Annotated in this window: 26 protein-coding genes and 1 pseudogene; 10 read left to right on the top strand and 17 right to left on the bottom strand. The window is 67.1% G+C overall.

The window, feature by feature from the left end:
* Positions 1–119 precede the first annotated feature (119 nt).
* The 5 genes from ggt to rsmD all read right to left on the bottom strand — a co-directional run bounded on the left by ggt (position 120) and on the right by rsmD (position 3,927).
* Positions 120–1,850 (bottom strand): gamma-glutamyltransferase, encoded by a 1,731-nt coding sequence (ggt, locus tag AC5P8D_RS10495; RefSeq protein WP_495203297.1) that lies wholly within the window; start codon positions 1,848–1,850, stop codon positions 120–122.
* Positions 1,847–2,128, bottom strand: coding sequence for a YfhL family 4Fe-4S dicluster ferredoxin (locus AC5P8D_RS10490; protein ID WP_010484376.1), 282 nt, complete (start codon positions 2,126–2,128; stop codon positions 1,847–1,849). Before AC5P8D_RS10490 ends, ggt begins: the two co-directional genes overlap by 4 nt.
* Before the next feature lie 132 nt (positions 2,129–2,260).
* Positions 2,261–2,752: a hypothetical protein gene (locus tag AC5P8D_RS10485; protein WP_010484374.1), complete on the bottom strand. Its 492-nt coding sequence runs from the start codon at positions 2,750–2,752 to the stop codon at positions 2,261–2,263.
* Positions 2,753–2,812: 60 nt separating this feature from the next.
* Positions 2,813–3,322 carry a pantetheine-phosphate adenylyltransferase gene (coaD, locus tag AC5P8D_RS10480; protein ID WP_010484372.1) on the bottom strand — a complete coding sequence of 170 codons (510 nt, stop codon included), beginning with the start codon at positions 3,320–3,322 and terminating at the stop codon, positions 2,813–2,815.
* A 26-nt stretch (positions 3,323–3,348) separates the two neighbouring features.
* Complete coding sequence (gene rsmD, locus AC5P8D_RS10475) at positions 3,349–3,927, bottom strand: 16S rRNA (guanine(966)-N(2))-methyltransferase RsmD (RefSeq protein WP_019338335.1); 579 nt, start codon at positions 3,925–3,927, stop codon at positions 3,349–3,351.
* Positions 3,928–4,574: 647 nt separating this feature from the next.
* Between rsmD and htpG the strand changes: the two genes are divergently transcribed.
* On the top strand, positions 4,575–6,467 hold the full coding sequence (gene htpG, locus AC5P8D_RS10470) for a molecular chaperone HtpG (protein ID WP_495203296.1): 1,893 nt from the start codon (positions 4,575–4,577) through the stop codon (positions 6,465–6,467).
* A 168-nt stretch (positions 6,468–6,635) separates the two neighbouring features.
* Here htpG and AC5P8D_RS10465 read toward each other — a convergent pair.
* Positions 6,636–6,934 (bottom strand): annotated as a pseudogene (locus tag AC5P8D_RS10465) (hypothetical protein).
* A 129-nt stretch (positions 6,935–7,063) separates the two neighbouring features.
* On the opposite strand from AC5P8D_RS10465, the gene ftsY reads away from it, so the two are divergent.
* The 3 genes from ftsY to AC5P8D_RS10450 all read left to right on the top strand — a co-directional run bounded on the left by ftsY (position 7,064) and on the right by AC5P8D_RS10450 (position 9,869).
* Positions 7,064–8,386, top strand: a complete 1,323-nt coding sequence (ftsY, locus tag AC5P8D_RS10460) for a signal recognition particle-docking protein FtsY (protein WP_395136866.1) — start codon at positions 7,064–7,066, stop codon at positions 8,384–8,386.
* Positions 8,387–8,469: 83 nt separating this feature from the next.
* A complete protein-coding gene (gene mutY / locus AC5P8D_RS10455) occupies positions 8,470–9,594 on the top strand; it encodes an A/G-specific adenine glycosylase (RefSeq protein WP_495203295.1) in 1,125 nt (374 codons plus the stop codon).
* Positions 9,595–9,599: 5 nt separating this feature from the next.
* Positions 9,600–9,869, top strand: a complete 270-nt coding sequence (locus AC5P8D_RS10450) for an oxidative damage protection protein (protein WP_071305403.1) — start codon at positions 9,600–9,602, stop codon at positions 9,867–9,869.
* A gap of 67 nt (positions 9,870–9,936) precedes the next feature.
* Here AC5P8D_RS10450 and AC5P8D_RS10445 read toward each other — a convergent pair whose 3' ends face one another.
* The 10 genes from AC5P8D_RS10445 to AC5P8D_RS10400 form a co-directional block, all read right to left on the bottom strand.
* Positions 9,937–10,386: a DUF6491 family protein gene (locus AC5P8D_RS10445; RefSeq protein ID WP_019338334.1), complete on the bottom strand. Its 450-nt coding sequence runs from the start codon at positions 10,384–10,386 to the stop codon at positions 9,937–9,939.
* A gap of 221 nt (positions 10,387–10,607) precedes the next feature.
* Complete coding sequence (lolD, locus tag AC5P8D_RS10440; protein ID WP_019661204.1) at positions 10,608–11,321, bottom strand: lipoprotein-releasing ABC transporter ATP-binding protein LolD; 714 nt, start codon at positions 11,319–11,321, stop codon at positions 10,608–10,610.
* On the bottom strand, positions 11,314–12,555 hold the full coding sequence (locus AC5P8D_RS10435) for a lipoprotein-releasing ABC transporter permease subunit (RefSeq protein WP_049453358.1): 1,242 nt from the start codon (positions 12,553–12,555) through the stop codon (positions 11,314–11,316). The genes lolD and AC5P8D_RS10435 overlap by 8 nt, the downstream gene beginning before the upstream one ends.
* Before the next feature lie 23 nt (positions 12,556–12,578).
* Entirely contained in the window at positions 12,579–13,028 is a 450-nt protein-coding gene (locus AC5P8D_RS10430; RefSeq protein ID WP_049453356.1) for a hypothetical protein, read from the bottom strand.
* Positions 12,979–13,227 (bottom strand): FAD assembly factor SdhE, encoded by a 249-nt coding sequence (locus AC5P8D_RS10425; RefSeq protein WP_005409080.1) that lies wholly within the window; start codon positions 13,225–13,227, stop codon positions 12,979–12,981. The genes AC5P8D_RS10430 and AC5P8D_RS10425 overlap by 50 nt, the downstream gene beginning before the upstream one ends.
* Positions 13,228–13,300: 73 nt before the next feature.
* On the bottom strand, positions 13,301–14,086 hold the full coding sequence (locus tag AC5P8D_RS10420; RefSeq protein WP_025878815.1) for a succinate dehydrogenase iron-sulfur subunit: 786 nt from the start codon (positions 14,084–14,086) through the stop codon (positions 13,301–13,303).
* Between the two features lie 66 nt (positions 14,087–14,152).
* Positions 14,153–15,943, bottom strand: a complete 1,791-nt coding sequence (sdhA, locus tag AC5P8D_RS10415; RefSeq protein ID WP_010484342.1) for a succinate dehydrogenase flavoprotein subunit — start codon at positions 15,941–15,943, stop codon at positions 14,153–14,155.
* Positions 15,944–15,974: 31 nt separating this feature from the next.
* Entirely contained in the window at positions 15,975–16,361 is a 387-nt protein-coding gene (gene sdhD, locus AC5P8D_RS10410; RefSeq protein ID WP_005409077.1) for a succinate dehydrogenase, hydrophobic membrane anchor protein, read from the bottom strand.
* A complete protein-coding gene (sdhC, locus tag AC5P8D_RS10405) occupies positions 16,358–16,750 on the bottom strand; it encodes a succinate dehydrogenase, cytochrome b556 subunit (protein ID WP_005409076.1) in 393 nt (130 codons plus the stop codon). The genes sdhD and sdhC overlap by 4 nt, the downstream gene beginning before the upstream one ends.
* Positions 16,751–16,806: 56 nt before the next feature.
* Complete coding sequence (locus AC5P8D_RS10400; protein WP_005409075.1) at positions 16,807–16,977, bottom strand: DUF1674 domain-containing protein; 171 nt, start codon at positions 16,975–16,977, stop codon at positions 16,807–16,809.
* 39 nt (positions 16,978–17,016) lie between these two features.
* Here AC5P8D_RS10400 and ygfZ point away from each other — a divergent pair, with 39 nt between their 5' ends.
* Complete coding sequence (ygfZ, locus tag AC5P8D_RS10395; protein WP_049453353.1) at positions 17,017–17,892, top strand: CAF17-like 4Fe-4S cluster assembly/insertion protein YgfZ; 876 nt, start codon at positions 17,017–17,019, stop codon at positions 17,890–17,892.
* 103 nt (positions 17,893–17,995) lie between these two features.
* Here ygfZ and AC5P8D_RS10390 read toward each other — a convergent pair whose 3' ends face one another.
* On the bottom strand, positions 17,996–19,078 hold the full coding sequence (locus tag AC5P8D_RS10390) for an ABC transporter ATP-binding protein (RefSeq protein WP_272774465.1): 1,083 nt from the start codon (positions 19,076–19,078) through the stop codon (positions 17,996–17,998).
* A 352-nt stretch (positions 19,079–19,430) separates the two neighbouring features.
* Here AC5P8D_RS10390 and zwf point away from each other — a divergent pair, with 352 nt between their 5' ends.
* The 5 genes from zwf (at position 19,431) to eda (ending at position 25,430) form a co-directional block, all read left to right on the top strand.
* Complete coding sequence (gene zwf, locus AC5P8D_RS10385; protein WP_010484333.1) at positions 19,431–20,867, top strand: glucose-6-phosphate dehydrogenase; 1,437 nt, start codon at positions 19,431–19,433, stop codon at positions 20,865–20,867.
* Positions 20,864–21,871 carry a glucokinase gene (gene glk / locus AC5P8D_RS10380; RefSeq protein WP_010484331.1) on the top strand — a complete coding sequence of 336 codons (1,008 nt, stop codon included), beginning with the start codon at positions 20,864–20,866 and terminating at the stop codon, positions 21,869–21,871. The genes zwf and glk overlap by 4 nt, the downstream gene beginning before the upstream one ends.
* Positions 21,868–22,590: a 6-phosphogluconolactonase gene (pgl, locus tag AC5P8D_RS10375; protein WP_010484329.1), complete on the top strand. Its 723-nt coding sequence runs from the start codon at positions 21,868–21,870 to the stop codon at positions 22,588–22,590. Before glk ends, pgl begins: the two co-directional genes overlap by 4 nt.
* 58 nt (positions 22,591–22,648) lie before the next feature.
* Positions 22,649–24,565, top strand: coding sequence for a phosphogluconate dehydratase (gene edd / locus AC5P8D_RS10370; RefSeq protein WP_010484327.1), 1,917 nt, complete (start codon positions 22,649–22,651; stop codon positions 24,563–24,565).
* A 205-nt stretch (positions 24,566–24,770) separates the two neighbouring features.
* A complete protein-coding gene (eda, locus tag AC5P8D_RS10365; protein ID WP_043402561.1) occupies positions 24,771–25,430 on the top strand; it encodes a bifunctional 4-hydroxy-2-oxoglutarate aldolase/2-dehydro-3-deoxy-phosphogluconate aldolase in 660 nt (219 codons plus the stop codon).
* The last annotated feature ends 69 nt before the right edge of the window (positions 25,431–25,499 follow it).

The raw sequence follows: 25,499 nt of genomic DNA, 5'->3' as shown, positions 1-25,499 counted from the left end.
TGTCGATTATCGGCGCCGGCTCGTTAAATAATCGCTAGAAGGGAAACAGAAAACCCCGCCGGCAAAGGCGGGGTTTCGATAATCAGCCGGATTGCCGGCCAGCAGCCGGCACGACCGGATCAGCGCGCCGGGACGACCTGGGCACTGCCCACCGGATTGCGCGGGTCGCTGCCGCCGAACAGCTTGTTCGACTTGCGGTCCCATTCCACGGTCTGCAGGTTGCCCCACACATGGCTGGACCCGCGGCCGCCTGCGGCCACATTGCCCGGCAGGTCGATCTTGTGCCCCATCGCCTGCAGCTGCTTCACCGTCGCCGCGTCGAACGCATCGTCCTCGGCTTCGATCAGGTCCGGCAGCCACTGGTGGTGGTAGCGCGGCAGCGCGGCAACCTGCTGCGCATCCAGGCCGTCGTCGTAGCCGAGGATGCCCAGCAGCACCATGGTGATGATGCGGCTGCCACCCGGGGTGCCCAGCACCACCACCTTGTCGGCGTTCTCCATGAAGGTCGGGGTCATCGAGCTGAGCATGCGCTTGCCCGGCTTCGGCGCATTGGCCTCGTAGCCCATCACGCCGAACGCATTGGGCGTGCCCGGCTTCAGCGCGAAGTCGTCCATTTCGTTGTTCAGCAGCACGCCGGTGCCCTTGGGAATCAACCCCGAGCCGTACAGCAGGTTGACGGTCTGGGTGGCGCCGACGCGGTTGCCGTCGCGGTCGATGATCGAGAAATGCGTGGTCTCGTCGTCTTCCAGCGGGGTCGGATTGCCCGACAGCAGGTCGCTGGGCGTGGCCTTCTCCGGATGGATGGTAGCGCGCAGGCCCTGTGCGTAGTCCTTGCTGGTCAGCACCTTCTGCGGGATCTGCACGAAGTCCGGATCGCCGAGGAAGAAGGTGCGGTCGCGGTACGCGCGGCGCATCGACTCCACCACCAGGTGGGTACGGTGCGCCGGGTCCATCTTCCTGATGTCCCAGCCTTCCAGGATCTGCAGCATGCTGGCCAGTGCGATGCCACCGGACGACGGCGGCGGCGCGGTGGTGATCTTCCAGCCGTTGTAGTTGAACACGATCGGCTCGCGCTGCTTCACGCGGTAGCCGGCCAGCTCTTCGGCGCTCCACTTGCCGCCAGCCTGCTTCACGCCGGCCAGCAACAGCTTTCCGGTCTGGCCCTTGTAGAACCCATCGAAGCCACCCGCGGCCAGGCGCTCCAGCGTCTGTGCCAGCTCCGGCTGCTTGAACAGGTCACCGGTGGCGATCGGCTTGCCGTTGCGCAGGTAGACCTCGCGCGTGCCGGGATAGCGCTCCATCACTTCTCGGCGCGACGCATAGCCCTTGGCCATGCGGTCGTACACCGGGAAGCCTTCGCGCGCGATGCGGATCGCCGGCTGCAGCGATGCAGACAGCGGCAGCTTGCCGTGCTTGGCCGACAGCTCGACGAGCGCTGCAGGCAGGCCCGGGATACCGGCCGACCAGGCGCCGTTGACCGAACGATCACGGTCCAGGTTGCCCTGCTTGTCGAGGAAGGCCTGCGGAGTTGCCGCGGCCGGTGCGGTCTCGCGTGCATCCAGCATCACATCCTTGCCGGTGGCCGCGTCGTGCAGCAGGAAGAAGCCGCCGCCGCCCAGCCCGGAACTGATCGGCTCGACCACCGCCAGCGTGGATGACACCGCGACCGCGGCATCGAAGGCGTTGCCGCCCTGCACCAGGATATCGATACCTGCCTGGGTGGCCAGCGCGTGGCCGCTGGCAATGGCTGCGCCATCGGGGCGCTCGGCACGGGCCGGGCTGTCGGCCCAGGCCATCGGGCTCAGCAGCAGGCCGAGCAGCAACAGGGGGCGGACGATCAGCGTCTTCATTCGGATGGGGGCTCCGCGTAGAGTTCGGGGTGATCGTGCTGCAGCTGGCGCAGCTTGGCCAGCAGCTGGTCTTCCGTTTCCACGATCTCCGGATCCGGGTCGATGCACTCGACCGGGCAGACGACCACGCACTGTGGCTCGTCGAAATGACCGACGCATTCGGTACAGCGCGCAGGGTCGATCACGTAGATGGTTTCACCCATCGAAATGGCCTGGTTCGGGCAGGCCGGCTCGCAGACGTCGCAGTTGACGCAGAGCTCGTTGATTTTCAGCGACATGGCGATACTCCTCGCCCGCGCCTTGGGACAAAGGACCGGCCAGCGCGGGCGCGCGGGCCGGTCAGGTCATCAGCGGCACCCTTGCGGGGTGCCGCCCGGGCCATGCCGGAGCATGGCCGCCATGGCTCGGTATTACTTGGCTTCGACGAAAATGTACTCGGCGCCGGTCGGCTGGACCGCCGCCTGCACGCGGGCGTTGTCGGCCGACTGGCCGATGAAGACGACGCGCACGCCCTTCATCGAATCCGGGGCCACGTCCTTGAACACAGCCTGGATCATGTCAGCCATCTTGCCCGAGGCCGACGAACCGAAGGCCAGCATGTTGCCCGGCTGCACGCCACGGGCCACGGCCTGGGTCGCGCTCTCGGTCTGGCGCTCGTACTTGGCCTGGAAGTCCGGGTCCGATTCCGGCGAGAGGTAGTACAGGAACGGGCTGTTGCTGATGTTGCCCATGTTCTGGATGGCCACTTCCTGCAGGTACTTCTTCCAGCCTGCATCGTCGTCCTTGGACGGCGCGACCAGGGCCTGCTTGGCCTCGTCGACCGGAGCGGCCTCTTCCTTCTTGCAGGCGGTGAAGGCCAGGGCCAACGAAGCGATCAGCATCGCGCGCATGGTGGTGTTCATGGGTTTCCTCCCGGAATGGTGCGTGGTGTTGTACGTAATGGGGTGCGGGTACAGCGGGGCTTACGACTGTGCGGCCTTCGCTTCGCGGACCTTGCGCAGGGCTTCGAGCACCGCGGCCGGCACGAAACCGGACACGTCGCCGCCCAGGCGCGCGATCTCGCGGACCAGCGAGGACGAAATGAAGCTGTGCTGCTCGGCCGGGGTCAGGAACAGGGTCTCGACCTCGGGGATCAGGTGACGGTTCATGCTGGCCATCTGGAACTCGTACTCGAAGTCGGATACCGCGCGCAGGCCGCGCAGCAGCACCCCGCCCTGGACCGAACGTACGAAATGGGCCAGCAGGGTATCGAAGCCGATGACCTCGACGTTGCTGTGGTGGCCGAGTGCGCCACGTGCCAGCTGCACGCGCTGCTCCAGCGGCAGCGCCGGGCCCTTGGACGGGCTCTGCGCCACGCCGACCACGACCTTTTCGAACAGCGGCGCGGCCCGGCTCACCAGGTCGATATGACCGTTGGTGATGGGGTCGAACGTGCCGGGATAAACGGCGATGCGGCGGTTGGCCACGGTCATGGGCGGTTGCAGATGTTCAGATGAGGTCAAAGTGTAGCAGTGGCGCGGCGGTACAGGGCAAAGCGCACCTCGCGGGTGCCGCCCTCGCGGTGCAGCAGCCAGTCCGACGGCAGCACCGGCACGTGGCCGGCCGGCGATTCCAGGTACAGCCAGGCATCGGCAGCCAGATGCCGCGGCAGCTGGGCCAGCACGTCCTGCCACAGGCCATCGGCGAACGGTGGGTCGATGAACACCAGATCGGCCTGCTGTGCCGGTGCGCCCTGCAGCCAGCGCAGGGCATCGGCCTGCACGACGGTGACCTGGCCGGAGGCCTGCAGCTTGGCCACGGCCGCGGTCAGATTGCGTCCCAGCTGCGCGTCGCGCTCGACCAGAGTGGCGTGGGCGGCGCCGCGCGAGACCGCCTCCAGGCCCAACGCGCCACTGCCGGCGAACAGGTCAAGCACCCGCGCGCCTCCCAGTCTGGGCATCAACCAGTTGAAAAGGGTCTCGCGCACGCGGTCGCTGCTGGGCCGAAGCCCTGGCAGGGTCGGCACCGGCAGGCGGGTATTGCGCCAGCGCCCGCCGATGATGCGGACCTGACCGTCATTGCCCCCACGGCCGCTCACCGGCGCCCCCGGCGGGAGGTATTCGAGAATTTCAGCATGAGCGGGATTGTAGTTCGGCCGGGCGGCGCCCGGCACCCGCAGAAGCCACGGCAGCGGCCGAAGCAACGGCAAAAGCCGGCTATCCGTGGGTTGGCGGGGTGGGTCCGGTTGAGGGGGACGCTGCAAGTACGTCCATGTAAGCTCGGTCGCCGCATCCATGCAGCTCACGCCCCCTCAACCGGACCCACCCCGCCTTCGACAGTTTCCTGCGATCTGTCGGAACGGCTCTTGGGGTCAGATCCGTTTTCCTGCGGAAAACGGATCTGACCCCAGTTTTATTTCGATATCTGACAGAGGTGTCGACCAAGGTCGACACCTACCAACAGCCGCGTGAACCTGTCAGAGGTGGGGCGGTGTGGGTTGGCAGGACCGTTGGCGCCATGGATGGCGCCATCGAGCCCCCAGGGACGGGTTCACGGCGTGTCCTGCCAACCCACACCACCCCGCCATCCCACGGATAGCCCGCTGTTGCTGTTGCTGTTGCTTCGGCCTCTGCAGGTGCAGGGCTGCAAGCCCTGCCCGACCAACCCCTTGATTTCGGGACAATCAGCCATACCCCTTGGCGAGGCCGCACGCGCTGGCGCGGCATTGCACATGGAGCCCTATCGATGACCGACACCATCCAGACCGAAACCCTTGGCTTCCAGACCGAAGTCAAGCAGCTGCTGCAGCTGATGATCCACTCGCTGTACTCCAACAAGGAGATCTTCCTGCGCGAGCTGGTCTCCAACGCCGCCGACGCCGCCGACAAGCTGCGCTTCGAGGCCCTGACCCAGCCGGCTCTGCTGGAAGGCGACAGCGAACTGCGCGTGCGCGTCAGCTTCGACCCCGCCGCCCACACCATCACCATCGAAGACAACGGCATCGGCATGAGCCGCGCCGAAGCCATCGCCCACCTCGGCACGATCGCCAAGTCCGGCACCGGCGACTTCCTGCGCCAGTTGTCGGGCGACCAGAAGAAGGATTCGCAGCTGATCGGCCAGTTCGGCGTCGGCTTCTACAGCGCCTTCATCGTTGCCGACGAAGTGGAAGTGACCTCGCGCCGCGCCGGCCTGGCTGCAGGCGAAGGCGTGCGCTGGACCTCGCGCGGCGAAGGCGATTTCGAGGTAGCCACCGTCGACAAGGCCGAGCGCGGCACCCGCATCGTGCTGCACCTGAAGGAAGGCGAGCATGACTTTGCCGATGGCTGGCGCCTGCGCAGCATCCTGAAGAAGTACTCGGACCACATCGGCCTGCCGATCCAGATGCCGAAGGAAGGCGGCGAAGAAGGCGCTGCGGTCGAATGGGAAACCGTCAACCGCGCCAGCGCGCTCTGGACCCGCCCGCGCACCGAGATCAGTGACGCCGAGTACACCGAGTTCTACAAGCACGTCGCGCACGACCACAGCGACCCGCTGGCGTGGAGCCACAACAAGGTCGAAGGCAAGCTGGAGTACACCTCGCTGCTGTACGTGCCCGGCCGCGCGCCGTTCGACCTGTACCACCGCGACGCGCCCAAGGGCCTCAAGCTTTACGTGCAGCGCGTGTTCGTAATGGACCAGGCCGAGCAGTTCCTGCCGCTGTACCTGCGCTTCATCAAGGGCGTGGTTGATTCCAACGACCTGTCGCTGAACGTCTCGCGCGAGATCCTGCAGTCCGGTCCGGTCATCGACTCGATGAAGGCCGCGCTGACCAAGCGCTCGCTGGACATGCTGGAGAAGCTGGCCACCGACAAGCCCGAGCAGTACGCCACGTTCTGGAAGGAATTCGGCCAGGTGCTGAAGGAAGGCCCAGCCGAGGACTACAACAACCGCGAGAAGGTGGCCGGCCTGCTGCGCTTCGCCTCCACCCGTGGCGACGCCGATGCGCAGACCGTGTCGCTGGCCGACTACATCGGCCGCATGGCCGAAGGCCAGGACAAGATCTATTACCTGACCGGCGAGAGCTACAGCCAGGTGCGCAACAGCCCGCACCTGGAAGTGTTCCGCAAGAAGGGCGTGGAAGTGCTGCTGCTGACCGACCGCATCGACGAGTGGCTGATGGGCTACCTGACCGATTTCGACGGCAAGGGCTTCGTTGACATCGCCCGTGGCGACCTCGACCTGGGCGCGCTGGAGACCGAAGCGGACAAGCAGGAACAGGAAGCCGCCGCCAAGGACAAGCAGGCCCTGGTGGAGCGCCTGAAGACGGTGCTGGGCGATGACGTGGCCGAGGTGCGCGTGTCGCACCGCCTGACCGATTCGCCGGCGGTGCTGGCCATCGGCGAACAGGACCTGGGCCTGCAGATGCGGCAGATCCTGGAGGCCAGCGGGCAGAAGGTGCCCGACAGCAAGCCGGTGCTGGAGATCAACCCGGGCCATCCGCTGATCGCCAAGCTGGATGCCGAAGGCGATGGCGCACGTTTCGACGACCTGGGCCGGGTGCTGTTCGACCAGGCCGCGCTGGCCGCCGGTGACAGCCTGAAGGACCCGGGCGCCTACGTGGCGCGCCTGAACAAACTGCTGCTGGAGCTGTCGGCCTGATCGAGGCGGTGGTCGCCGGGCATGGCCCGGCGGTGCCTTGGTAGAGGCCCACCTTGGTTGGCGCACCAAAAGCGTGCCAACCAAGGTTGGCGCCTACCAGGGCAGGTCAAGCATGCCAACCAGGGTTGGCACCCACCAGGGGCGACGGTTGGCGCCTGCCGAGGGGGCTCAGGCTTCGCGATCCAGCAGCGAGCCCAGCATCTGGTCCTGGCGGCGGATCACCGTGGCATTGGCGGCGAAGGCCACCACCTCGGCTTTCGCTGCCAGCAGATCTCCCAGCGGTGCGGCGGCATCGGTGCCGGTGGGAATCACCGAGGCCTGCACCCCACCCTGCTCGGCGGCACTGCGCTGCAACTGGAGGCGCTGGGCATCCGGGGTCGCCAGATTGGCCACGTTGTGCGCGGCCAGCGCACCCCCTGCTGGGCTGCACGCATGCCACCGCGTGCCGTTCCCATCACGTTGTTCATGGCGGTCTCCGGACCGCACTGCGCAGCCCTCCGGACCGGTTAACGGCCGATGGGCCGCAACCTTGAGCCCACATCGGCCCGACAGGCCCGAGTGGTAGCATATCCCTCTGATTTCAGCGCCTTTTGCCAATGCTCAGTTTTTTCCGCCGCAAGAAGCCCCAGGATGCCCCCGCAGCGGAGGCACCCAAGACCCAGCACTACTCGGCTGAAGAGCTGGCGGCGGCGTTTCCGTCGGCCGCGCCGGTCGAGGACAAAGAGCCGGCACCGGCAGCCGTAGCGGCCGAGCCTGCACCGGTCGAGTCGCCCCCCGCAGCCGTCGTTCCAGTCGCTGTCGAACCCACCCCGGTGATTCCGGCTCCAGCCGCACCGGTTCCGGCAGCTCCAGCGCCGACGGCGCAGATCGACGTCGCCCCCATCGCGACCCCGGCCATCGAACCGGCACCCGCGCCGCTGCCTGGGCCCACCCCGGCACCGGCACCGGTCACCGACGATCTGCCGGCCGCCGCCTCGGTCGACGCCGTGCCCGCAACTGCCGGCAAGCCCGGCTGGCGCGAGCGCCTGCGCAACAGCGTCATCGCGCGCAGCTTCGGTGGCCTGTTCTCGCGCAATCCCAAGCTCGACGACGACCTGCTCGACGAGCTGGAAACTGCATTGATCACCGCCGATGTCGGCGTAGGTGCCACCACCGATCTGGTCGAGGGCCTGCGCAAGCGCATGAAGTCGCGCGAGTTCGCCGACGCCAATGCACTGCTGGCCGCGCTGCGCGCCGAGCTGATCGCGATCCTGCAGCCGGTGGCCAAGCCGCTGGTGATCGACCGCACTGCCAAGCCCTTCGTGGTGCTGACCGTCGGCGTCAACGGCGTCGGCAAGACCACCACCATCGGCAAGCTGGCCAAGCGCTTCAAGGACGAAGGCCACAGCCTGATGCTGGCCGCCGGTGACACCTTCCGCGCCGCCGCCGTGGCCCAGTTGCAGGCCTGGGGCGAGCGCAATGGCGTGACCGTGGTCGCCCAGGGGCAGAACGCCGATGCCGCTTCGGTGGCGTTCGACGCACTGCAGGCCGGCAAGGCCCGCGGCACCTCGGTGCTGATCGCCGATACCGCCGGCCGCCTGCATACCCAGTCCGGCCTGATGAACGAGCTGGGCAAGATCCGCCGCGTGCTCGGCAAGATCGACCCCACCGCACCGCACGAAGTGCTGATGGTGATCGACGGCACCACCGGCCAGAACGCGCTGTCGCAGCTGCGCCAGTTCAATGCCGCAGTGAACGTGACCGGCCTGGTGGTGACCAAGCTGGACGGCACCGCCAAGGGCGGTGTGGTGTTCGCGCTGGCCCGCGAGTTCGGCATTCCGATCCGTTTCGCCGGCATCGGCGAGCGCCCGGAAGACCTGCGCGTGTTCGACCCGGAAGCCTTCGTCGACGCCCTGCTGCCCGAAGCGCTGGGCGCCTGATACACCCGTGCAACCAGCCATGGGGCGGCTCTACTGCAGCCTGGTAGAGCCACCCCACGGGTGGCTGCCTCTCTGGAACACCGATGCCTCGCCAGCCGCACGCCAGCGCCAGCACTGCCCAGGAAGACGGTTTCGTCGCCCGCCTGCTGCACTGGTTCGACGACCACGGTCGCCACGACCTGCCCTGGCAGCACCCGCGCAGCCCCTATCGGGTCTGGCTGTCGGAAATCATGCTGCAGCAGACCCAGGTTGCCACGGTCATCCCGTACTTCCAGCGGTTCCTGCAGCACTTCCCGACCCTGCCCGACCTCGCCGCCGCCAGCAACGACGCGGTGATGGCGCAGTGGGCCGGGCTCGGCTACTACGCCCGTGCACGCAACCTGCATGCCGCTGCAAAGCGCTGCGTGGAACTGCACGACGGCGACCTGCCGCGCGATTTCGATGCACTGCACGCCCTGCCCGGCATCGGCCGCAGCACTGCCGGCGCGATCCTCAGCCAGGCCTGGAACGACCCGTTCGCGATCCTCGATGGCAACGTCAAGCGCGTGCTCAGCCGCTACCACGGCGTCGAGGGCTTCCCCGGCCTGCCAGCCATCGAGAAGCAGATGTGGGCCATCGCCGAGGCGCACGTGGCGCAGGTGCCGGCCGGGCGCATGGCCGATTACACCCAGGCACAGATGGATCTGGGCGCGACCGTATGCAGCCGCGCCAAACCGGCCTGCGTGATCTGTCCGCTGCAGGACGCGTGCTTGGCGCGCCGCGAAGGCCGCACTGCTGAACTACCCACGCCCAAGCCCAGCAAGACCCTGCCCGAGCGCGAAGCAGTGGCCCTGCTGCTGCGCGACGCCCAGCAGCGCGTGCTGCTGCAGAAGCGGCCGGACACCGGCATCTGGGCGCAGCTGTGGACGCTGCCGCAGGCCGACGCCGGCAGTGTGCTGCAGGACTGGTTCGATGCGCATGTTGAAGGTTCGCTGGAAGACGCCGAGGAGCTGCCCGTGCTGCAGCACACCTTCAGCCACTACAGGCTGCATCTGCAGGTACTGTCGCGGCAGGTGCACGGCCTGCGCGTGGAAGAACCCACGCTGCGCTGGGTCGCGAGCGATGAACTTCCCGCGCTGGGCCTGCCTGCGCCGATCCGCAAACTGCTCGACGGCGCCACGATCAAGACGTCGAAACGAACTTCCAAGAAGCCCCGCAACCACGAGTGAGTGCCATGCCCCGAACCGTCTTCTGCCAGTACGAACAACGCGATGCCGAAGGTTTGGACTTCGTGCCCTACCCCGGCGAGCTGGGCCAGCGCATCTTCAACAACATCGGCAGGCAGGCCTGGGCCGCCTGGCTGGCCCACCAGACCATGCTGATCAACGAGAACCGGCTGTCACCGCGCACGCCGGAGCATCGCGCGTTCCTTGAAGGCGAACTGGTCAAGTTCCTGTTCGAGAAGGACGCGGAGAAGCCCGCAGGCTTCGTTCCGGAAGCCTGACCTGCCGGTAGCGCCGGGCCATGCCCGGCGTCCAGGCATCCGCCGGGCATGGCCCGGCGCTACCCGTTTATTTCCCGGATTCCTCGCGCTCCTGCACCTGCGCCTGGCGCAGCTCCTGCTCGGAGGCACGCAGCGCCTTCACGTCCAGCTTGCGGATGCTGTTGATGAAGCAAGGCATGCGCGGGCCGCCGGTGGGGTCGCGCACCAGCACCTTGTCAAAGCGCGCCGAGACACGGTTCATCTGGCTGGTCAGGCCGATGGCGGTGGCATACGGCAGGTCCTGGCAGGGGCCTCTCAGCTCCAGCAGGTAGGCCTCGCTGGGTCGCGTCCACACCGCCAGCGCGCTGTCACCCAGCTCGGTCCAGCCATTGAGGGTGCCGAAGAACTGCATGTCGTTCTGCGGCGCACCGGCGTGGGCACGGTAAAGGTCAAGCTTCTCGGCGCTGCTGAGCCGGCCGGTGGTGGCACAGGCGGCCAGGGCCAGGCAGAGGCCGGCCAGCAGAAGCGGGGTCTTCATGGCGATCTCCTCGGGGAACTGTCGCCATCATGCGCCTGGCCTGGCAACGCCGGCGCGACGGCCGACGGCCCCATTCAGGCGCCGGTCGGCGGTCGACCAGGGTCGACCTCTGCCAAAGCGGGTCCAGAACGTCGGATTCCGGTAGTCGCCAACCTTGGTTGGCGCTTGCCCTGCAGGAGCAGCCGACCAAGGTCGGCTTCTACCAGAGTCCGTCCGACCGCTCAGACGTCGGCGTGGGCCAGTGCGTGCAGGCGCCCTTCCCGCAGTTCCAGCACCCGGTCCAGGCGACGCGCCAGGCTGCGGTCATGGGTCACCAGCACCAGGCTGGTATGGCGCGCGCGGTTGAGTTCAAGCATCAGCTCGAACACCGTTGCCGCCGTGCGGTCATCCAGGTTGCCGGTAGGCTCGTCGCCCAGCACGCAGGCTGGGTGATTGACCAGTGCCCGCGCCACCGCAGCACGCTGCCGCTCGCCGCCGGACAGCTCGCCCGGCTTGTGGTCCAGGCGATGGCCGAGGCCGACCGCTTCCAGCAGCATGGTGGCGCGGCTGCTCGCTTCGGCCACCGCGGTGCCAGCCAGCAGCACCGGCATCATCACGTTTTCCAGCGCGGTGAACTCCGGCAGCAGGTGATGGAACTGGTAGACGAAGCCCAGCGCCTGGTTGCGCAGCAGGCCGCGCGCGGTGTCCGACAGCGCCGACATGCGCTGGCCGGTCACATAGACCTCGCCCGCGGTCGGAATGTCGAGGCCACCCAGCAGGTGCAGCAGCGTACTCTTGCCGGCGCCGGAGGCACCGATGATCGCCACGGTTTCGCCGGCGGTCACGGTCAGGTCCAGGCCATCGAACACCGGGGTCTGCATGCGCCCTTCGGCGTAGGTCTTGCCCAGTGCTTCGGCGCGGATCACTTCATCGCCGCGGTTGAAGACCTTATTCATAACGCAGGGCCTCCGCCGGCTGGGTGCGTGCTGCCCGCCAGGCGGGGTACAGGGTGGCCAGGAAGCTCATCAGCAGTGCGACCACGGTGATCGCCACCACGTCGCCGGTCTGCATGTCGGTCGGCAGGCCGGTGATGTAGTAGACATCCTCCGGCATCAGCTTGACGTTGAACACGCTCTCGATGGCGCCGAGGATGCGCTCCAGGTTGAGGGTCAGGGTGATGCCACCGATCAGGCCGGCCAGCGTGCCGAAGATGCCGATCAGCGAGCCCTGCACCATGAACACCTGCATCACGCCACCCGGGGTCAGGCCGAGGGTGCGCAGGATGGCGATGTCGGCCTGCTTGTCGGTCACCAGCATCACCTGCGAGGACACCAGGTTGAAGGCACCCATGGCGATGATCAGCGACAGCAGGATGCCCATCACCACCTTCTCCATGCGCAGCGAGTGGTAGAGGTTGGCGTTCTGCTGGGTCCAGTCACTCACGCGGTAAGCACCGCCGAGGCTCTGCGCCAGGTCCACGCCCACTTCCAGCGAGCGGTCCATGTCGTGCAGTTTCAGCCGCACGCCGGTGGCACCATCGCTGCGCAGCACGCGCTCCAGGTCCTGCATGTTGGCAAAGCCGACGCCACGATCGACCTCGTTGTAGCCGGCCTCGAAGATGCCGCTGACGGTGAAGCGTTTCATCCGTGGCACCGCGCCGGCGGGCGTGCCCTGCACTTCGGCAAAGGTCACCAGTACCTGGTCGCCGACGTCCACGCCCAGCCAGATCGCCAGCTCCTTGCCCAGCAGCAGGTTGAAGCTGCCTGGCTTGAGGCTGTCATAGCTGCCCTTGGTGACCTTCTTGTCGATCACCGAGACTTTCGGCTCCAGCGCCGGATCAATGCCCTGGATGATCGCCCCCTGCACGCGCGGGCCGCTGATCATCGACTGGATCTCGATGTAGGGTGCGGCACCGGCCACGCGCGGGTCCTTGCGGGCGACGTCCACCACGCGCATCCAGTCCGGCATAGGCTCGCCGTCGCGGCTGATGGTGGTGTGCGCGGTCATCTGCAGCAGGCGGCTGCGGATTTCCTTCTGGAAACCGCTCATGACGGCCAAGGTGGTGATCAGCACCGTCACGCCGAGCGCGATGCCCAGGATCGATGCCATCGAGATGAAGGAGATGAAGCCGTTGCGGCGCTTGGCGCGCAGGTAGCGCAGGCCGATCGCCACGGGAATGGGTTTGAACATGCAGGCACGCCAGTCAATTCAGCTTATGGTGCCATCGACCGGGGCTGACGGGAAACGCTGCGTGCGGCGACGGCCAGTCGCAGTTCACGTCGCTGCCCGGAATCGAGCACATCCGGCCAGAACAGCAGGCGCCGGCGGCGCCGATCCTCACGCCAGAGCAACAGCAGCCAGGGGCCGCGCACGACCAGTTGTGGTGCATCGACGTCCTGCCCGGCCACCTGCAGCGGCTCGGACGGTACCGGCAGAAGCACCTGCACGCGTGGCCTGCGCTGGCGCCAGGCCAGTTCGGCCAACCCGATGCCCCAGGCCAGCAACACCGCGGGCATCAACAGCCGCGGCGGCAGATCCGATGCGCGCAGCAGCCAGGGTGCGGCCAGCAGCACCGCCAGCTGGGCGGCGGCCTGCAGCCGCGAGGGGCGCCACTCAAGGCTTGAGGGCGAGGATCTTCTGCATGAGGGGGATCGCGTGCGCATGCGGGCAGGCCTCATAACCCATGAACCAGCGCCACAACTTATCGTCCTCGCAGTCGAGCAGGAACAGGAAAACCTCGCGCTCTTCGGTCGGCGCAGTGCTCCATTCGTGGTCGAGGTAACGGCCGAACAGCTGGTCCAGCTCGCGCATGCCGCGGCGGCAGCGCCAGCGCAGCTTCTTCAGCAGAACGTCTTCTTCCATCGTGCTTCTCCAGACACAGCAAAGCCACGCATGGCGTGGCTCTACTGGGGTCATGCAACTACCCTGCGCCGTATCAGGCGCGGCGTTCCATCATCAGCTTCTTGATCTCGGCGATCGCCAGCGCCGGGTTCAGGCCCTTCGGGCAGGTCCGGGCGCAGTTCATGATGGTGTGGCAGCGGTACAGCTTGAACGGATCTTCCAGATCGTCCAGGCGCGCACCGGTGTCCTCGTCGCGCGAATCGATGATCCAGCGGTAGGCCTGCAGCAGGATCGCCGGGCCCAGGTAACGCTCGCCGTTCCACCAGTAGCTCGGGCAGCTGGTCGAGCAGCACGCGCACAGGATGCACTCGTACAGACCGTCCAGCTTCTTGCGGTCTTCCGGCGACTGCAGGCGCTCGCGGTCCGGCGGTGCCGGGGTCTGGGTGCGGATCCACGGCTTGATCGAGGCGTACTGCGCGTAGAAGTGGGTCAGGTCCGGAACCAGATCCTTGACCACGTTCATGTGCGGCAGCGGGTAGATCGGCACTTCCTTCTTGCCGCAGTCCGAGATGGCTCGGGTGCAGGCCAGGGTATTGGTGCCGTCGATGTTCATCGCGCACGAACCACAGATACCTTCGCGGCACGAGCGGCGGAAGGTCAGGGTCGGGTCGATCTCGTTCTTGATCTTGATCAGCGCGTCCAGGACCATCGGGCCGCAGGCGTCCAGATCGACATCATAGGTATCGGTGCGCGGATTGCTGTCGTCGTCCGGACTCCAGCGGTAGATCTTGAAGGTGCGCACGTTCTTGCCGCCGGTCTTGGCGGGGAAGTGCTTGCCCTTCGTGATCTTGGAATTCTTGGGGAGTGAAAACTCGGCCATGGCTGCTCTCGTTGGCTCAGGCGGCCCGCGCCCGAAGGCGCGGATTGCATGTTAGGCGGGGTCGGATCAGTACACGCGCGGCTTCGGCGGCACCACGGACACGTCATCGGTCAACGTGTACATGTGCACCGGACGGTAGTCGAAGCTGCACTTGCCCTTCTCGTCGACGCTGACCAGGGTGTGCTTCTGCCAGTTGACGTCGTCGCGGTCCGGGAAGTCCTCGTGCGCATGCGCGCCGCGGCTTTCCTTGCGCTGTTCGGCCGAGTTGATCGTCGCCACCGCGTTGAGCAGCAGGTTGTTCAGCTCGTAGGTCTCGATCAGGTCCGAGTTCCACACCAGCGAACGGTCGGAGACCTTCACGTCCTGGAACGAATCGAAGATCTTGTCCATCTTCTCGCAGCCTTCCTTCAGCGTCTGGCTGGTACGGAAGACGGCGGCGTCGGCCTGCATGGTGCGCTGCATGCGATCGCGGATGACCGAGGTCGGGGTATCGCCGTTGGCGTGGCGCAGCTTGTCCAGCAGGCCCAGCGCCTTGTCGCAGGCATCAGACGCCAGCGGCTTGTGCGACGCGCCCGGCTTGATGGTCTCGGCGCAGCGGTTGGCCACCGCACGGCCGAACACCACCAGGTCCAGCAGCGAGTTCGAGCCCAGTCGGTTGGCGCCGTGCACGGAGACGCAGGCCGCTTCACCGATCGCGTACAGGCCCGGCACTACGGCATTGTCGTTGTCGCCGACCTTCTGCACCACTTCGCCGTGGTAGTTGGTCGGGATGCCGCCCATGTTGTAGTGCACGGTCGGGATGACCGGGATCGGCTGCTTGTGCACGTCGACGCCGGCGAAGATGCGGGCGCTTTCGGCGATGCCCGGCAGCTTGTCGTCGATCACGCCCGGGCCGAGGTGGGTCAGGTCGAGCAGGATGTGATCCTTGTGCTCGCCGACGCCGCGGCCTTCGCGGATCTCGATCGTCATCGAACGGCTGACCACGTCGCGCGAGGCCAGATCCTTGTAGTGCGGTGCATAGCGCTCCATGAAGCGCTCGCCACTGCTGTTGCGCAGGATGCCACCTTCACCGCGGACACCCTCGGTGATCAGGCAGCCGGCGCCGTAGATGCCGGTCGGGTGGAACTGCACGAACTCCATGTCCTGCATGGCGATGCCGGCACGCATGGCCAGGCCGCCACCGTCGCCGGTGCAGGTATGCGCCGACGTGGCGCTGAAGTAGGCACGGCCGTAGCCGCCGGTGGCCAGCACCACGCCCTGGGCGCGGAACAGATGCAGCGTGCCATCGGACATGTCCAGGGCCAGCACGCCGCGGCAGGCGCCTTCCTCGTCGAAGATCAGGTCGAGCGCGAAGTACTCGATCATGAAGCGCGCGTCGTGCTTCAGCGACTGCTGGTACAGGGTGTGCAGCATCGCATGACCGGTACGGTCGGCCGCCGCGCAGGTACGCTGCGCCGCCGGGCCTTCACCGTACTTGGTGGTCATGCCACCGAACGGACGCTGGTAGATCTTGCCTTCGGCGGTGCGCGAGAACGGCACGCCGTAGTGTTCGAGCTCGATGATGGCCGGGATGGCCTCACGGCACATGTATTCGATGGCGTCCTGGTCGCCCAGCCAGTCCGAACCCTTGATGGTATCGAAGAAGTGGTAACGCCAGTCGTCCTCGCCCATGTTGGCGAGTGCGGCCGAGATACCACCCTGGGCGGCAACGGTGTGCGAACGGGTCGGGAAGACCTTGGTCAGGCACACGGTCTGCAGGCCCTTGGCGGCCAGGCCGAACGTGGCGCGCAGGCCGGCGCCGCCGGCGCCGACCACGACCATGTCGTACTTGTGTTCGGTGATCTTGTAAGCGGACATCTAATCTGGATTCCTGTGTTGGTGCCTGGGCTCAGGCAACGCCGAGGGCGATGCGGCCCACCGCAAACACACTGACGATCATGCCGAGCACGGCGACGAACTTCACCGCGGTCTGCAGCACCAGGGCCAGCAGCGATTCGTGGATGTAGTCTTCCAGCACGACCTGCATGCCGAGCTGCGCGTGCCAGAACATGGCGATCAGCAGGCCGATCAGCGGCACTGCGTTCCACGGCTTGGCCACGGCGGCGGCGGCGGTCGCGTAGTCCGAGCCCAGCAGGCCCAGCACGAAGACCAGGAACCAGATGCCCAGCACCACGAGCGCGGCGGCGGTCAGGCGCTGGTGCACGAAGTGCTCGGTGCCGGTCTTGGCCGAGCCAAGGCCGCGCACGTTCTTCAGCGGGGTACGGAACTTGCTCACGCGGCACCTCCGAACATCACATAGGCCCACACCAGCAGGGTGATCACCAGGCTGCCGGTGACCGACAGCCAGCTGCTGCGGATGAAGGCGGGGATGCTGAAGCCGATAGCGAAGTCCTGCACCACGTGGCGGATGCCATTGCACAGGTGATAGGCGAACGACCATGTCCACGCGAACAGGAACACGCGGCCATACCAGGCCCCGGCATGGCCGGTGAAGCAGTTCCAGGACTCGGGCCCCATCATCAGGGCCAGCAGGCCGGCGGCGATGATGAGGGCACCAACAGACAGAAAGACGCCAGTGGCTCGATGCAGGATCGAGGTGGCCATCTGAATCTGCCAGCGATACACCTGAAGGTGCGGGGAAAGTGGGCGTTGTCTGGTCGCCATTCGCTGGGCTCGTTGTCTCGGCTGGGCGGCACACGGCCGCGTTGGCTCAATGCTGATCAGAAATCGATGCAGCGTCCGTTTTTCTCCCAATCGCCATACCGCACCGGATCAAGTCCGCCGCGGCCGCCGAATTCCTCTGCTTTTTCCTGTTCCACGGGCACGGGTGCCGCGGGGACCAGCGGGGCTTCAGATTCGTCGTCGGGAGTGGGGGTTGTTTGGCCTATCATGTTCGGTCTCGCAACGCACAAATTTTAGACCTCGTTCACGTGCCTGACAACCTGCCCCCTGCTTTCGTCGGATATCCGCGCCTGCCCGGCCACCAGTTGCTGAGCCTGCAGGGCACGGATGCGGCCGTTTTCGCCCACGCCCAGTTCAGCGGCGACGTCACTGCCCTGCCCCTGCTGCACTGGCAGTGGAGCGCCTGGCTGAGCGCAAAAGGCCGCACCCTGGCGGTGTTCCAGCTGCTTCGGCTGGCCGACGACCACGTGATGCTGGTGCTGGCCGACGGCGATGCCGATGCGATTGCGTCGCAACTGCAGCGCTTCGTGTTCCGTCGCAAGGTGAAGGTGCAGGTGCGCAGCGATCTGGCGGTGGCCGGCGCCTTCACCGCGCCCGAAGCCGCCAGCAACGCCGCGATTGCGCACGCCGCAGCGGACGGCTGGGAACTTGACCTGGGCAGCGATGCGCTGCCGCGCACCCTGCGCATTGGCGCAGCTGATGCATTTGCCGCCGGCAGCGAAACCGATGAGGCCGCTTTCGCCCTGGCCTGGCGCCAGGCCGACCTGCGCTACGGGTTGCCGCGACTGGAAGAAAGCCAGCGCGAAGTGTGGACCCCCCAGCAGCTGGGCCTGGACCGCCTGAACGGCTACAGCGTGAAGAAGGGCTGCTATCCCGGCCAGGAAATCGTCGCGCGCACCCACTTCCTCGGCAAGGCCAAGCGCGCGGTGCAGCTGCTGCATGCCGCAGCACCGGCGCAGGCCGGCGATGGCGTGCAACAGGACGGCGCAGCGCTGGGCACGATTGCCAGCGTGGCCGGTGAACTGGCGCTGGCGGTGCTGCCGCTGGAGGTTAGCGACGCCGAGCTGCAGGTGGGTGGTGCGGTGGCGCAGCGTGTGCCGCTACTGGATGGATTGGCGCGCTGAGATTCACGCCGGGCACGGCCCGGCGCTACCGCCGCCATGGTGGGTGCGGACCGTTGGTCCGCACCGCAACGAAGCAGCCGAGCGTGGGTTCGGCTCTACAGAGTCAGAGCCGCTCGCCGGTTTCCGGGTTGAAGAAATGCAACCCCTGCGGGTGGATCGCCACGCGGATCTGCTCGCCCACCGCCGGCAGCGCCTGCGGCGCCACGCGCATGGTCAGCGCATGCTGGCCACTGCTGAGGTTGACGAAGATCTCGTTGCCGACCGGCTCAATGCCTTCGATGCGCGCAGTGAACGCATGCGCATCATCGGCGGCCGCCGGCTGCAGGTGCTCCGGCCGCACACCCACCGCGATCGGCTTCTGCAACCACGCCGGATCGATCGTGGCCTGACCCAGCGGTACACGCCATTCGCCGTCGACCACGGTCACGCCACCGGCATCGCCCTGCAGCGTGCCACGCAGCACGTTCATCGCCGGGCTGCCGAGGAAACCAGCCACGAACAGGTTGGCCGGGCGGTCGTACAGCGCCATCGGCGTATCGATCTGCTGGATGATGCCGTCCTTCAGCACCACGATGCGCTGGCCCAGGGTCATCGCTTCAACCTGGTCGTGCGTCACGTAGATCATGGTGGTGCCCAGCTTGCGATGCAGCTGCGCGATTTCGGTGCGCACGCTGTGGCGCAGCTTGGCATCCAGATTGGACAGCGGTTCGTCGAGCAGGAACACCGCCGGCTCGCGCACCAGCGCCCGGCCCAGCGCAACACGCTGGCGCTGGCCGCCGGACATCGCCTTGGGCAGCTTGTCCATCATCTCGGTCAGGCCCAGCGTCTGCGCCGCTTCGGCGATGCGCTTGTCGATGGTCGCCTTGTCATGCCCGCGCAGCTTCAGGCCGAAGGCCAGGTTCTCGGCCACGGTCATGTGCGGATACAGCGCGTAGCTCTGGAACACCATCGCGATGTCGCGATCCTTCGGCGCCACGTCGTTGACCACGCGATCACCGATGGTCAGCGTGCCGCCGCTGATTTCTTCAAGGCCAGCCACCATCCGCAGCAGGGTCGACTTGCCACAGCCGGACGGACCGACCAGCACCATCAGCTCGCCATCGGCGACCTCGAAACTGGCGTCCTTCACCGCGACCTGGCCGTTGTCATAGACCTTGCGCACACCCTGCAACTGCACTTTTGCCATATCACCTATCCGGTCCGCCCGAAGCCGGGCTGTCTTTTGGGACTGCCTCGGCCCTCCCGATGGCAGTGATGATTGCGCGCTTGCGGCATGACGGCGAGCACTGCAATCGAATACAGTTGCCCATTCTGCCATGTAAACGTTTTCACGTGGCACTATCCGATGATCGGTGCGCACCGATCTGCGTCGGCGGTGGAACGAAGCTTCCGCCGGAGCAGTGGTTTCGAATGGAACGGTCTCCCGCTACCCCGGAGATCGCCCCTGACGAACCTCGGACAGGCAGTTGCGCGGATGTCCCCCGAACCCAGCCATGAAGCGATTGACAACGATGTCACCCGGATCTGAAACTCGAGCGATGCACGACACCCTCTTCCTGTTCGGTGCCACAGGTGATCTGGCCCAGCGCTACCTGTTCCCTTCGCTGCTTCGCCTGCTTGGCGACGGCCTGCTGCCGGAGGACTTCCGTATCCGTGCGCTGGCCCTGTCCGGGCATGACACCGAAGCCTTCCATGACATCCTGCGCCCGCGCCTGCAGCAGGCCATGCCGATGGCCACGCAGGACGACATCAGTGCCCTGCTGCGCCGCATCGACTACCGTTCGGTGGACCTGCGCGACGTCGACTCGGTTGCCGCCGCGGTCTCCGACCTGGTGCACCGCAAGTGCGTCAGCTACCTGGCCATCCCGCCGGGTCTGTACATCTCCACCTGCGAAGGCCTGGCCAAGGGCGGCGCACTTGCCGCACCGGCACGCCTGATGCTGGAGAAGCCGATCGGCAGCGACAGCGAGAGCGCCGAGGAGATCATCTCTACCATCGGCCAGTGGATCGACGAGGACCGCGTGTTCCGCCTCGACCACTACCTGGGCAAGGCGGCAGTGCAGAACCTGATCGCGCTGCGCTTCGGCAATACGCTGCTGGAGGCAGTGTGGAACCGCAACTACATCGAATCGGTGCACATCCTGGTGGCCGAGAGCGAAGGCGTGGATGGCCGCGACGCCTACTACGCCCGCTCCGGCGCGCTGCGCGACATGGTGCAGAGCCACATCCTGCAGCTGCTGTGCATGGTGGCGATGGAACCGCCGGCGTCGCTGGAAGCCGACCGCATCCGCGACGAGAAGGTCAAGGTGCTGCGTGCCCTGCGTCCGCTTGATGCCAAGCACGCCGCGCGTGACAGCATCCGCGGCCGCTACACCGCCGGCACCATCAACGGCCAGCCGGCCCAGGCCTACCAGCCGCCGGAAGGCAGCGACGTGGAGACCTTCGCCGGTGTCACCGCGCACATCGACAACTGGCGCTGGAGCGGCGTGCCGTTCCACCTGGTCACCGGCAAGCGCCTGCCCGAGCGCACCACCCGCGTGGTGGTCACGCTGAAGCCGGTCACCCACTGGCTGTTCGAGCGCCCGCAGCGCGCGCAGGCCGCACCGAACCGCCTTGTGTTCCAGCTGCAGCCGCAGGAAAACATCGAACTGGGCCTGATGAGCAGCCTGGCCGGCCCGGAATGGGGCGCGCTGGAACTGCACCCGCTGGAGCTGGAGCTGTCGGTGCCGACCGGCCTGCACCGCCGCATCGCGTATGAGCGCCTGTTCCTGGATGCGTTCAACGGCAACCACACGCTGTTCGTGCGCGATGACGAAGTGCGCGCCGCCTGGGCGTGGATCGACAGCGTGGCCGATGCCTGGAAGGACGCCAAGCTGCCGCTGGAGCCCTACCCCGCCGGCCAATGGGGCCCGAGCAATGCGGGCGAGTTCCTGCCGCAGGGCGTGGACGCGCCGGACAGCGGAGCCTCGGCATGAGTGCCAGCTCGCAGCCGGTGCTGGTCGCCGACATCGGCGGCACCAACGCCCGCTTCGCCCTGGCCGACACCTCGCAGGACGCACCGCTGCAGAAGGACAGCATCCGCGAGTACGCGGTGGCGGAGTTCCCATCGCTGGGTGATGCCGCGCGCCACCATCTGGAACAGATCGGCGCCACCGCCAGCCGCGGCGTGTTCGCAGTGGCCGGTCGCGTTGATGGTGACGAAGCGCGCATCACCAACCATCCGTGGGTGATCTCGCGCAGCCGCACCGCAGCGATGCTCGGGTTCGACGAACTGCACCTGATCAACGATTTCGCCGCACAGGCGATGGCGATTTCACTGCTGCAGCCCGATGACGTGGTCCAGGTTGGCGGTGCCGCCTGGGTGCCGGGCAAGCCGGGCCAGCCGCGCAACTACGCGGTGATCGGTCCGGGCACCGGCCTGGGTGTCGGTGGCCTGATCCTGCGCCACGGACGCTGCTATCCGCTGGAAACCGAAGGCGGCCATGTCAGCTTCCCGCCGGGAACCCCGGAGGAGATCCGCATCCTGGAAATCCTGTCCGAGCAGTTCGGCCGCGTCTCCAACGAGCGACTGATCTGCGGCCCCGGCCTGGTCAACATCCATCGCGCGGTGTGCGAGATGGCCGGTATCGATCCCGGCCAGCTGCAGCCGGTGGACGTGACCGCCCGTGCCCTGCATGGCGATCCGCAGGCAATGCGCACTGTGGACGTGTTCTGCGCGGTGTTCGGCGCCATTGCCGGCGACCTGGTACTGACCCAGGGTGCCTGGGATGGCGTATTCCTGACCGGCGGTCTGACTCCGAAGATGCTCGATTCGCTGCAGCACTCTGGTTTCCGCCAGCGCTTCGAACACAAGGGGCGGTTCTCTTCGATTATGGCGCGCGTTCCCTCGTTGGCCGTGATGCATCCCCACGCCGGATTGCTGGGCGCCGCCGCCTATGCCGCCGACGCCGAACGTGACGCACCTGGAGTTGCCGCATGAGTCCCACCTTCCACGACGACCGCATCGAGTTCATCAGCCACGGCGATGCCGATGGCTGGATCGAGGCAGTGGCCGCCGAGATGGCGCAGACCCTCAACCACGACATCAACGAAGTGGGCCGCGCCCGCATCCTGTTGTCCGGCGGCACCACGCCGGCGCCGGTCTACCAGGCGCTGGCCGAGTTGGACGTGCACTGGGACCGGGTGGAAGTGAGCCTGGCCGACGAGCGCTGGCTGTCGCCGCAGGATCGCGACAGCAACGCCTGGCTGGTGCGCGAGCACCTGCTCAAGCGCGCCGAAGGTGCGCATTTCGATCCGCTGGTACGGATCGGAAAGCCGCTGCCGGAATGCGTTTACACCGCCAACCTGCAGGCCCAGCACAGCCAGCCGCCGAGCCTGGTGGCACTGGGCATGGGCAACGACGGCCACACCGCCTCGCTGTTCCCGGGCTCGAAGGACCTGGCCCGCGCACTGGAAAGCACCCTGCCCTACGCGGCACTGGACGCCACCGGCTGCCCGGGCGCGAACCAGTGGCCGCTGCGCATCACGCTGACCCCGCACGGGCTGGGCCAGTGCCGCCAGCGCCTGCTGCTGCTGCGCGGCAAGCAGAAGCTGCAGGTGCTGCGCCAGGCGCTGGACAGCAACGACGCCCAGCAGTACCCGATCCTCAATGCAATCAACCTGGACGGCGCGCGCCTGCGCGTGCACTGGGCTGATTGATGTCGGCGGCGGCGCCGCGCCGCCGCTTGCCTCTCGCCACCACGAACGCCGGTAGCCAATGAGCCTCCATCCGCAACTGCAAGCCATCACTGAGCGTGTCATCCGCCGCAGCGCCGCCTCGCGTGCCGCCTATCTGGCCGCGATCGATGCCTCCCTGCGTGAGGGCCCGTTCCGCAGCCGCCTGAGCTGCGGCAACCTCGCCCACGGATTCGCCGCCTGTGGCGGCACCGACAAGAGCCGCCTGCGCGGTGGCGTGACGCCGAACCTGGGCATCATCACCGCCTACAACGACATGCTGTCGGCGCACCAGCCGTTCGAGACCTATCCCGAGCAGATCCGCGAGATCGCCCGCGAGCTGGGCGCCACCGCACAGGTGGCCGGCGGCGTGCCGGCGATGTGCGACGGCGTCACCCAGGGCCGAGGCGGCATGGAACTGTCGCTGTTCTCGCGCGATGTGATCGCACAGGCGACCGCCATCGGGCTCAGCCACGACATGTTCGACACCACCGTCTACCTCGGTGTGTGCGACAAGATCGTGCCGGGCCTGCTGATCGGCGCACTGGCCTTCGGCCACCTGCCGGCGGTGTTCGTGCCGGCCGGCCCGATGACCCCGGGCATTCCGAACAAGCAGAAGGCCGAAGTGCGCGAACGCTACGCCGCCGGCGAAGCCACCCGCGAAGAGCTTCTGGAAGCCGAGTCCGCGTCGTACCACGGCGCTGGCACCTGCACCTTCTACGGCACCGCCAATTCCAACCAGGTGCTGCTGGAAGCGATGGGCGTGCAGCTGCCGGGTGCGTCGTTCGTCAACCCGGGCACGCCGCTGCGTGATGCACTGACCCGCGAAGCCACCGAACGTGCGCTGGACATCACCGCGCTGGGCGATGACTTCCGTCCACTGGGCCGGATCATCGACGAGCGCGCGATCATCAACGCGGTCATCGCGCTGATGGCAACCGGTGGGTCGACCAATCACACCATCCATTGGATCGCCGTGGCACGCGCCGCCGGCATCGTGCTGACCTGGGACGACTTCGACGAGCTGTCGCAGCTGATCCCGCTGCTGGCCCGCGTCTATCCGAACGGCGACGCCGACGTGAACCGCTTCGCTGCGGCCGGCGGCCCGGCGTTCGTGTTCGGCGAGCTGATCAAGGCGGGCCTGATGCACGGCGACCTCGTGAGCGTCGCGCGTGGCGGCATGGCCGACTATGCGCGCGAGCCGCAGCTGCGCGACGGCCAGCTGGTCTATCTGCCGGGCCTGGAACGCAGCGCCGATGACGAAGTAGTGCGCGGTGTCGACAACCCGTTCGAACACCAGGGCGGCCTGCGCCTGCTGCGCGGCAACCTGGGCAAGTCGCTGATCAAGCTGTCGGCGGTGAAGCCGCAGTACCGCACGATCGAAGCACCGGCGGTGGTGGTGGATGCACCACAGGTTTTGAACAAGCTGCACGCCGGTGGCCTGCTGCCGCAGGATTTTGTGGCGGTGGTGCGATACCAGGGCCCGCGTGCGAACGGCATGCCCGAACTGCATTCGCTGGCGCCGCTGCTGGGCCTGCTGCAGAACCAGGGCCGGCGTGTGGCACTGGTCACCGACGGCCGCCTGTCCGGCGCCTCGGGCAAGATTCCGGCGGCGATCCACGTGACGCCGGAAGCGGCGCGCGGTGGCCCGCTGGCCAAAGTGCGCGAAGGCGACATGATCCGCCTGGATGGCGAGGCCGGCACGCTGGAAGTGCTGGTGGATGCGGCGGAATGGGCAGCACGTCCGCTGGCGCCGAACACCGCGCCGGCCGCGCATGACCTGGGCCGCAATCTGTTTGCGATCAACCGTCGCATGGTGGGTCCGGCGGACCAGGGGGCGATTTCGATTTCGTGTGGGCCGGCGGCGGCCGATGGTGGGCCGTGGGATTACGACGCGGAGTACGAGCTGGGACATGATGCCGCGGCGGCGGCGGCACCGCATGAGGCGAAGGACGCCTGAAGCGAAAAGCCGCGGCAGGCTTCCCGGCCTGGGCAGTAGAGCGCCCTGGCCGGGACACGCCGTAAACCCATCCATGGGGGCTCGATCGCGGCATCCATGCCGCTCACGGTCCCCGCCAGGGCGCTCTACTGCCCTTGGACAATTCCCGGCGCGTCATCTGCGCTGCGGCCACTGAATCAAGAAGAGCAAAGGCAAGGGCAAAAGCATGGGTATCGAACAACATCAGGTGAAGGCGGCGGAGCTGTTGCATGCGGCGGGCATCCTGCCGGTGGTGACGATTCATACGCTGGACCAGGCGCGGGCGGTCAGTGCGGCGCTGCTGGAAGGTGGCCTGCCGGCCATCGAGCTGACGCTGCGGACACCGGTGGCGATGGAAGCGCTGGCGATGCTCAAGCGCGAGCTGCCGGATGTGGTGGTGGGCGCGGGCACGGTGCTGACCGTGGAGCAGATGCAGCAGTCGATCGATGCGGGCGCGGACTTCCTGGTGACGCCGGGTACGCCGCCGGCGCTGGCCGATGCGTTGGCCGCTGCGCCGCTACCGGTGGTGCCGGGTGCGGCCACGCCGACCGAGCTTCTGTCGCTCTATGCGCGCGGCTTCCGCGTGTGCAAGCTGTTCCCGGCCACGGCCGTGGGTGGCCTGGCGATGATCAAGGGCCTGGCCGGCCCGGTCGCCGACCTGAAGCTGTGCCCGACCGGCGGCATCACCGAAAACACCGCCGCCGAGTACCTCGAGCAGAAGAACGTGGTCTGCATCGGCGGTTCGTGGATGGTGCCGGGCAACTGGATCGCCAATGGCGAATGGGACAAGGTGCGCGCCAGCGCCACCGACGCCGCCAAGATCATCAAGCGCGTGCGCGGCCACTGACAAGAGGATCGGGGTCAGAGCCCTTTCCCGTCGGGAAAGGGATCCGACTCCAAGCTACGAGCGCGCAAA

The organism is Stenotrophomonas sp. YJH_SMC_101-4 (assembly GCF_059370395.1).
This window is presented reverse-complemented; position numbering and strand designations above follow the sequence as displayed.

Coding starts and splice junctions, on each gene's coding strand:
- ggt (WP_495203297.1), bottom strand. CDS start 1,850: ATGAAGACGCTGATCGTCCGCCCCCTGTTGCTGCTCGGCCTGCTGCTG.
- AC5P8D_RS10490 (WP_010484376.1), bottom strand. CDS start 2,128: ATGTCGCTGAAAATCAACGAGCTCTGCGTCAACTGCGACGTCTGCGAG.
- AC5P8D_RS10485 (WP_010484374.1), bottom strand. CDS start 2,752: ATGAACACCACCATGCGCGCGATGCTGATCGCTTCGTTGGCCCTGGCC.
- coaD (WP_010484372.1), bottom strand. CDS start 3,322: ATGACCGTGGCCAACCGCCGCATCGCCGTTTATCCCGGCACGTTCGAC.
- htpG (WP_495203296.1), top strand. CDS start 4,575: ATGACCGACACCATCCAGACCGAAACCCTTGGCTTCCAGACCGAAGTC.
- ftsY (WP_395136866.1), top strand. CDS start 7,064: ATGCTCAGTTTTTTCCGCCGCAAGAAGCCCCAGGATGCCCCCGCAGCG.
- mutY (WP_495203295.1), top strand. CDS start 8,470: ATGCCTCGCCAGCCGCACGCCAGCGCCAGCACTGCCCAGGAAGACGGT.
- AC5P8D_RS10450 (WP_071305403.1), top strand. CDS start 9,600: ATGCCCCGAACCGTCTTCTGCCAGTACGAACAACGCGATGCCGAAGGT.
- AC5P8D_RS10445 (WP_019338334.1), bottom strand. CDS start 10,386: ATGAAGACCCCGCTTCTGCTGGCCGGCCTCTGCCTGGCCCTGGCCGCC.
- lolD (WP_019661204.1), bottom strand. CDS start 11,321: ATGAATAAGGTCTTCAACCGCGGCGATGAAGTGATCCGCGCCGAAGCA.
- AC5P8D_RS10435 (WP_049453358.1), bottom strand. CDS start 12,555: ATGTTCAAACCCATTCCCGTGGCGATCGGCCTGCGCTACCTGCGCGCC.
- AC5P8D_RS10430 (WP_049453356.1), bottom strand. CDS start 13,028: ATGCGCACGCGATCCCCCTCATGCAGAAGATCCTCGCCCTCAAGCCTT.
- AC5P8D_RS10425 (WP_005409080.1), bottom strand. CDS start 13,227: ATGGAAGAAGACGTTCTGCTGAAGAAGCTGCGCTGGCGCTGCCGCCGC.
- AC5P8D_RS10420 (WP_025878815.1), bottom strand. CDS start 14,086: ATGGCCGAGTTTTCACTCCCCAAGAATTCCAAGATCACGAAGGGCAAG.
- sdhA (WP_010484342.1), bottom strand. CDS start 15,943: ATGTCCGCTTACAAGATCACCGAACACAAGTACGACATGGTCGTGGTC.
- sdhC (WP_005409076.1), bottom strand. CDS start 16,750: ATGGCGACCAGACAACGCCCACTTTCCCCGCACCTTCAGGTGTATCGC.
- AC5P8D_RS10400 (WP_005409075.1), bottom strand. CDS start 16,977: ATGATAGGCCAAACAACCCCCACTCCCGACGACGAATCTGAAGCCCCG.
- AC5P8D_RS10390 (WP_272774465.1), bottom strand. CDS start 19,078: ATGGCAAAAGTGCAGTTGCAGGGTGTGCGCAAGGTCTATGACAACGGC.
- zwf (WP_010484333.1), top strand. CDS start 19,431: ATGCACGACACCCTCTTCCTGTTCGGTGCCACAGGTGATCTGGCCCAG.
- glk (WP_010484331.1), top strand. CDS start 20,864: ATGAGTGCCAGCTCGCAGCCGGTGCTGGTCGCCGACATCGGCGGCACC.
- pgl (WP_010484329.1), top strand. CDS start 21,868: ATGAGTCCCACCTTCCACGACGACCGCATCGAGTTCATCAGCCACGGC.
- edd (WP_010484327.1), top strand. CDS start 22,649: ATGAGCCTCCATCCGCAACTGCAAGCCATCACTGAGCGTGTCATCCGC.
- eda (WP_043402561.1), top strand. CDS start 24,771: ATGGGTATCGAACAACATCAGGTGAAGGCGGCGGAGCTGTTGCATGCG.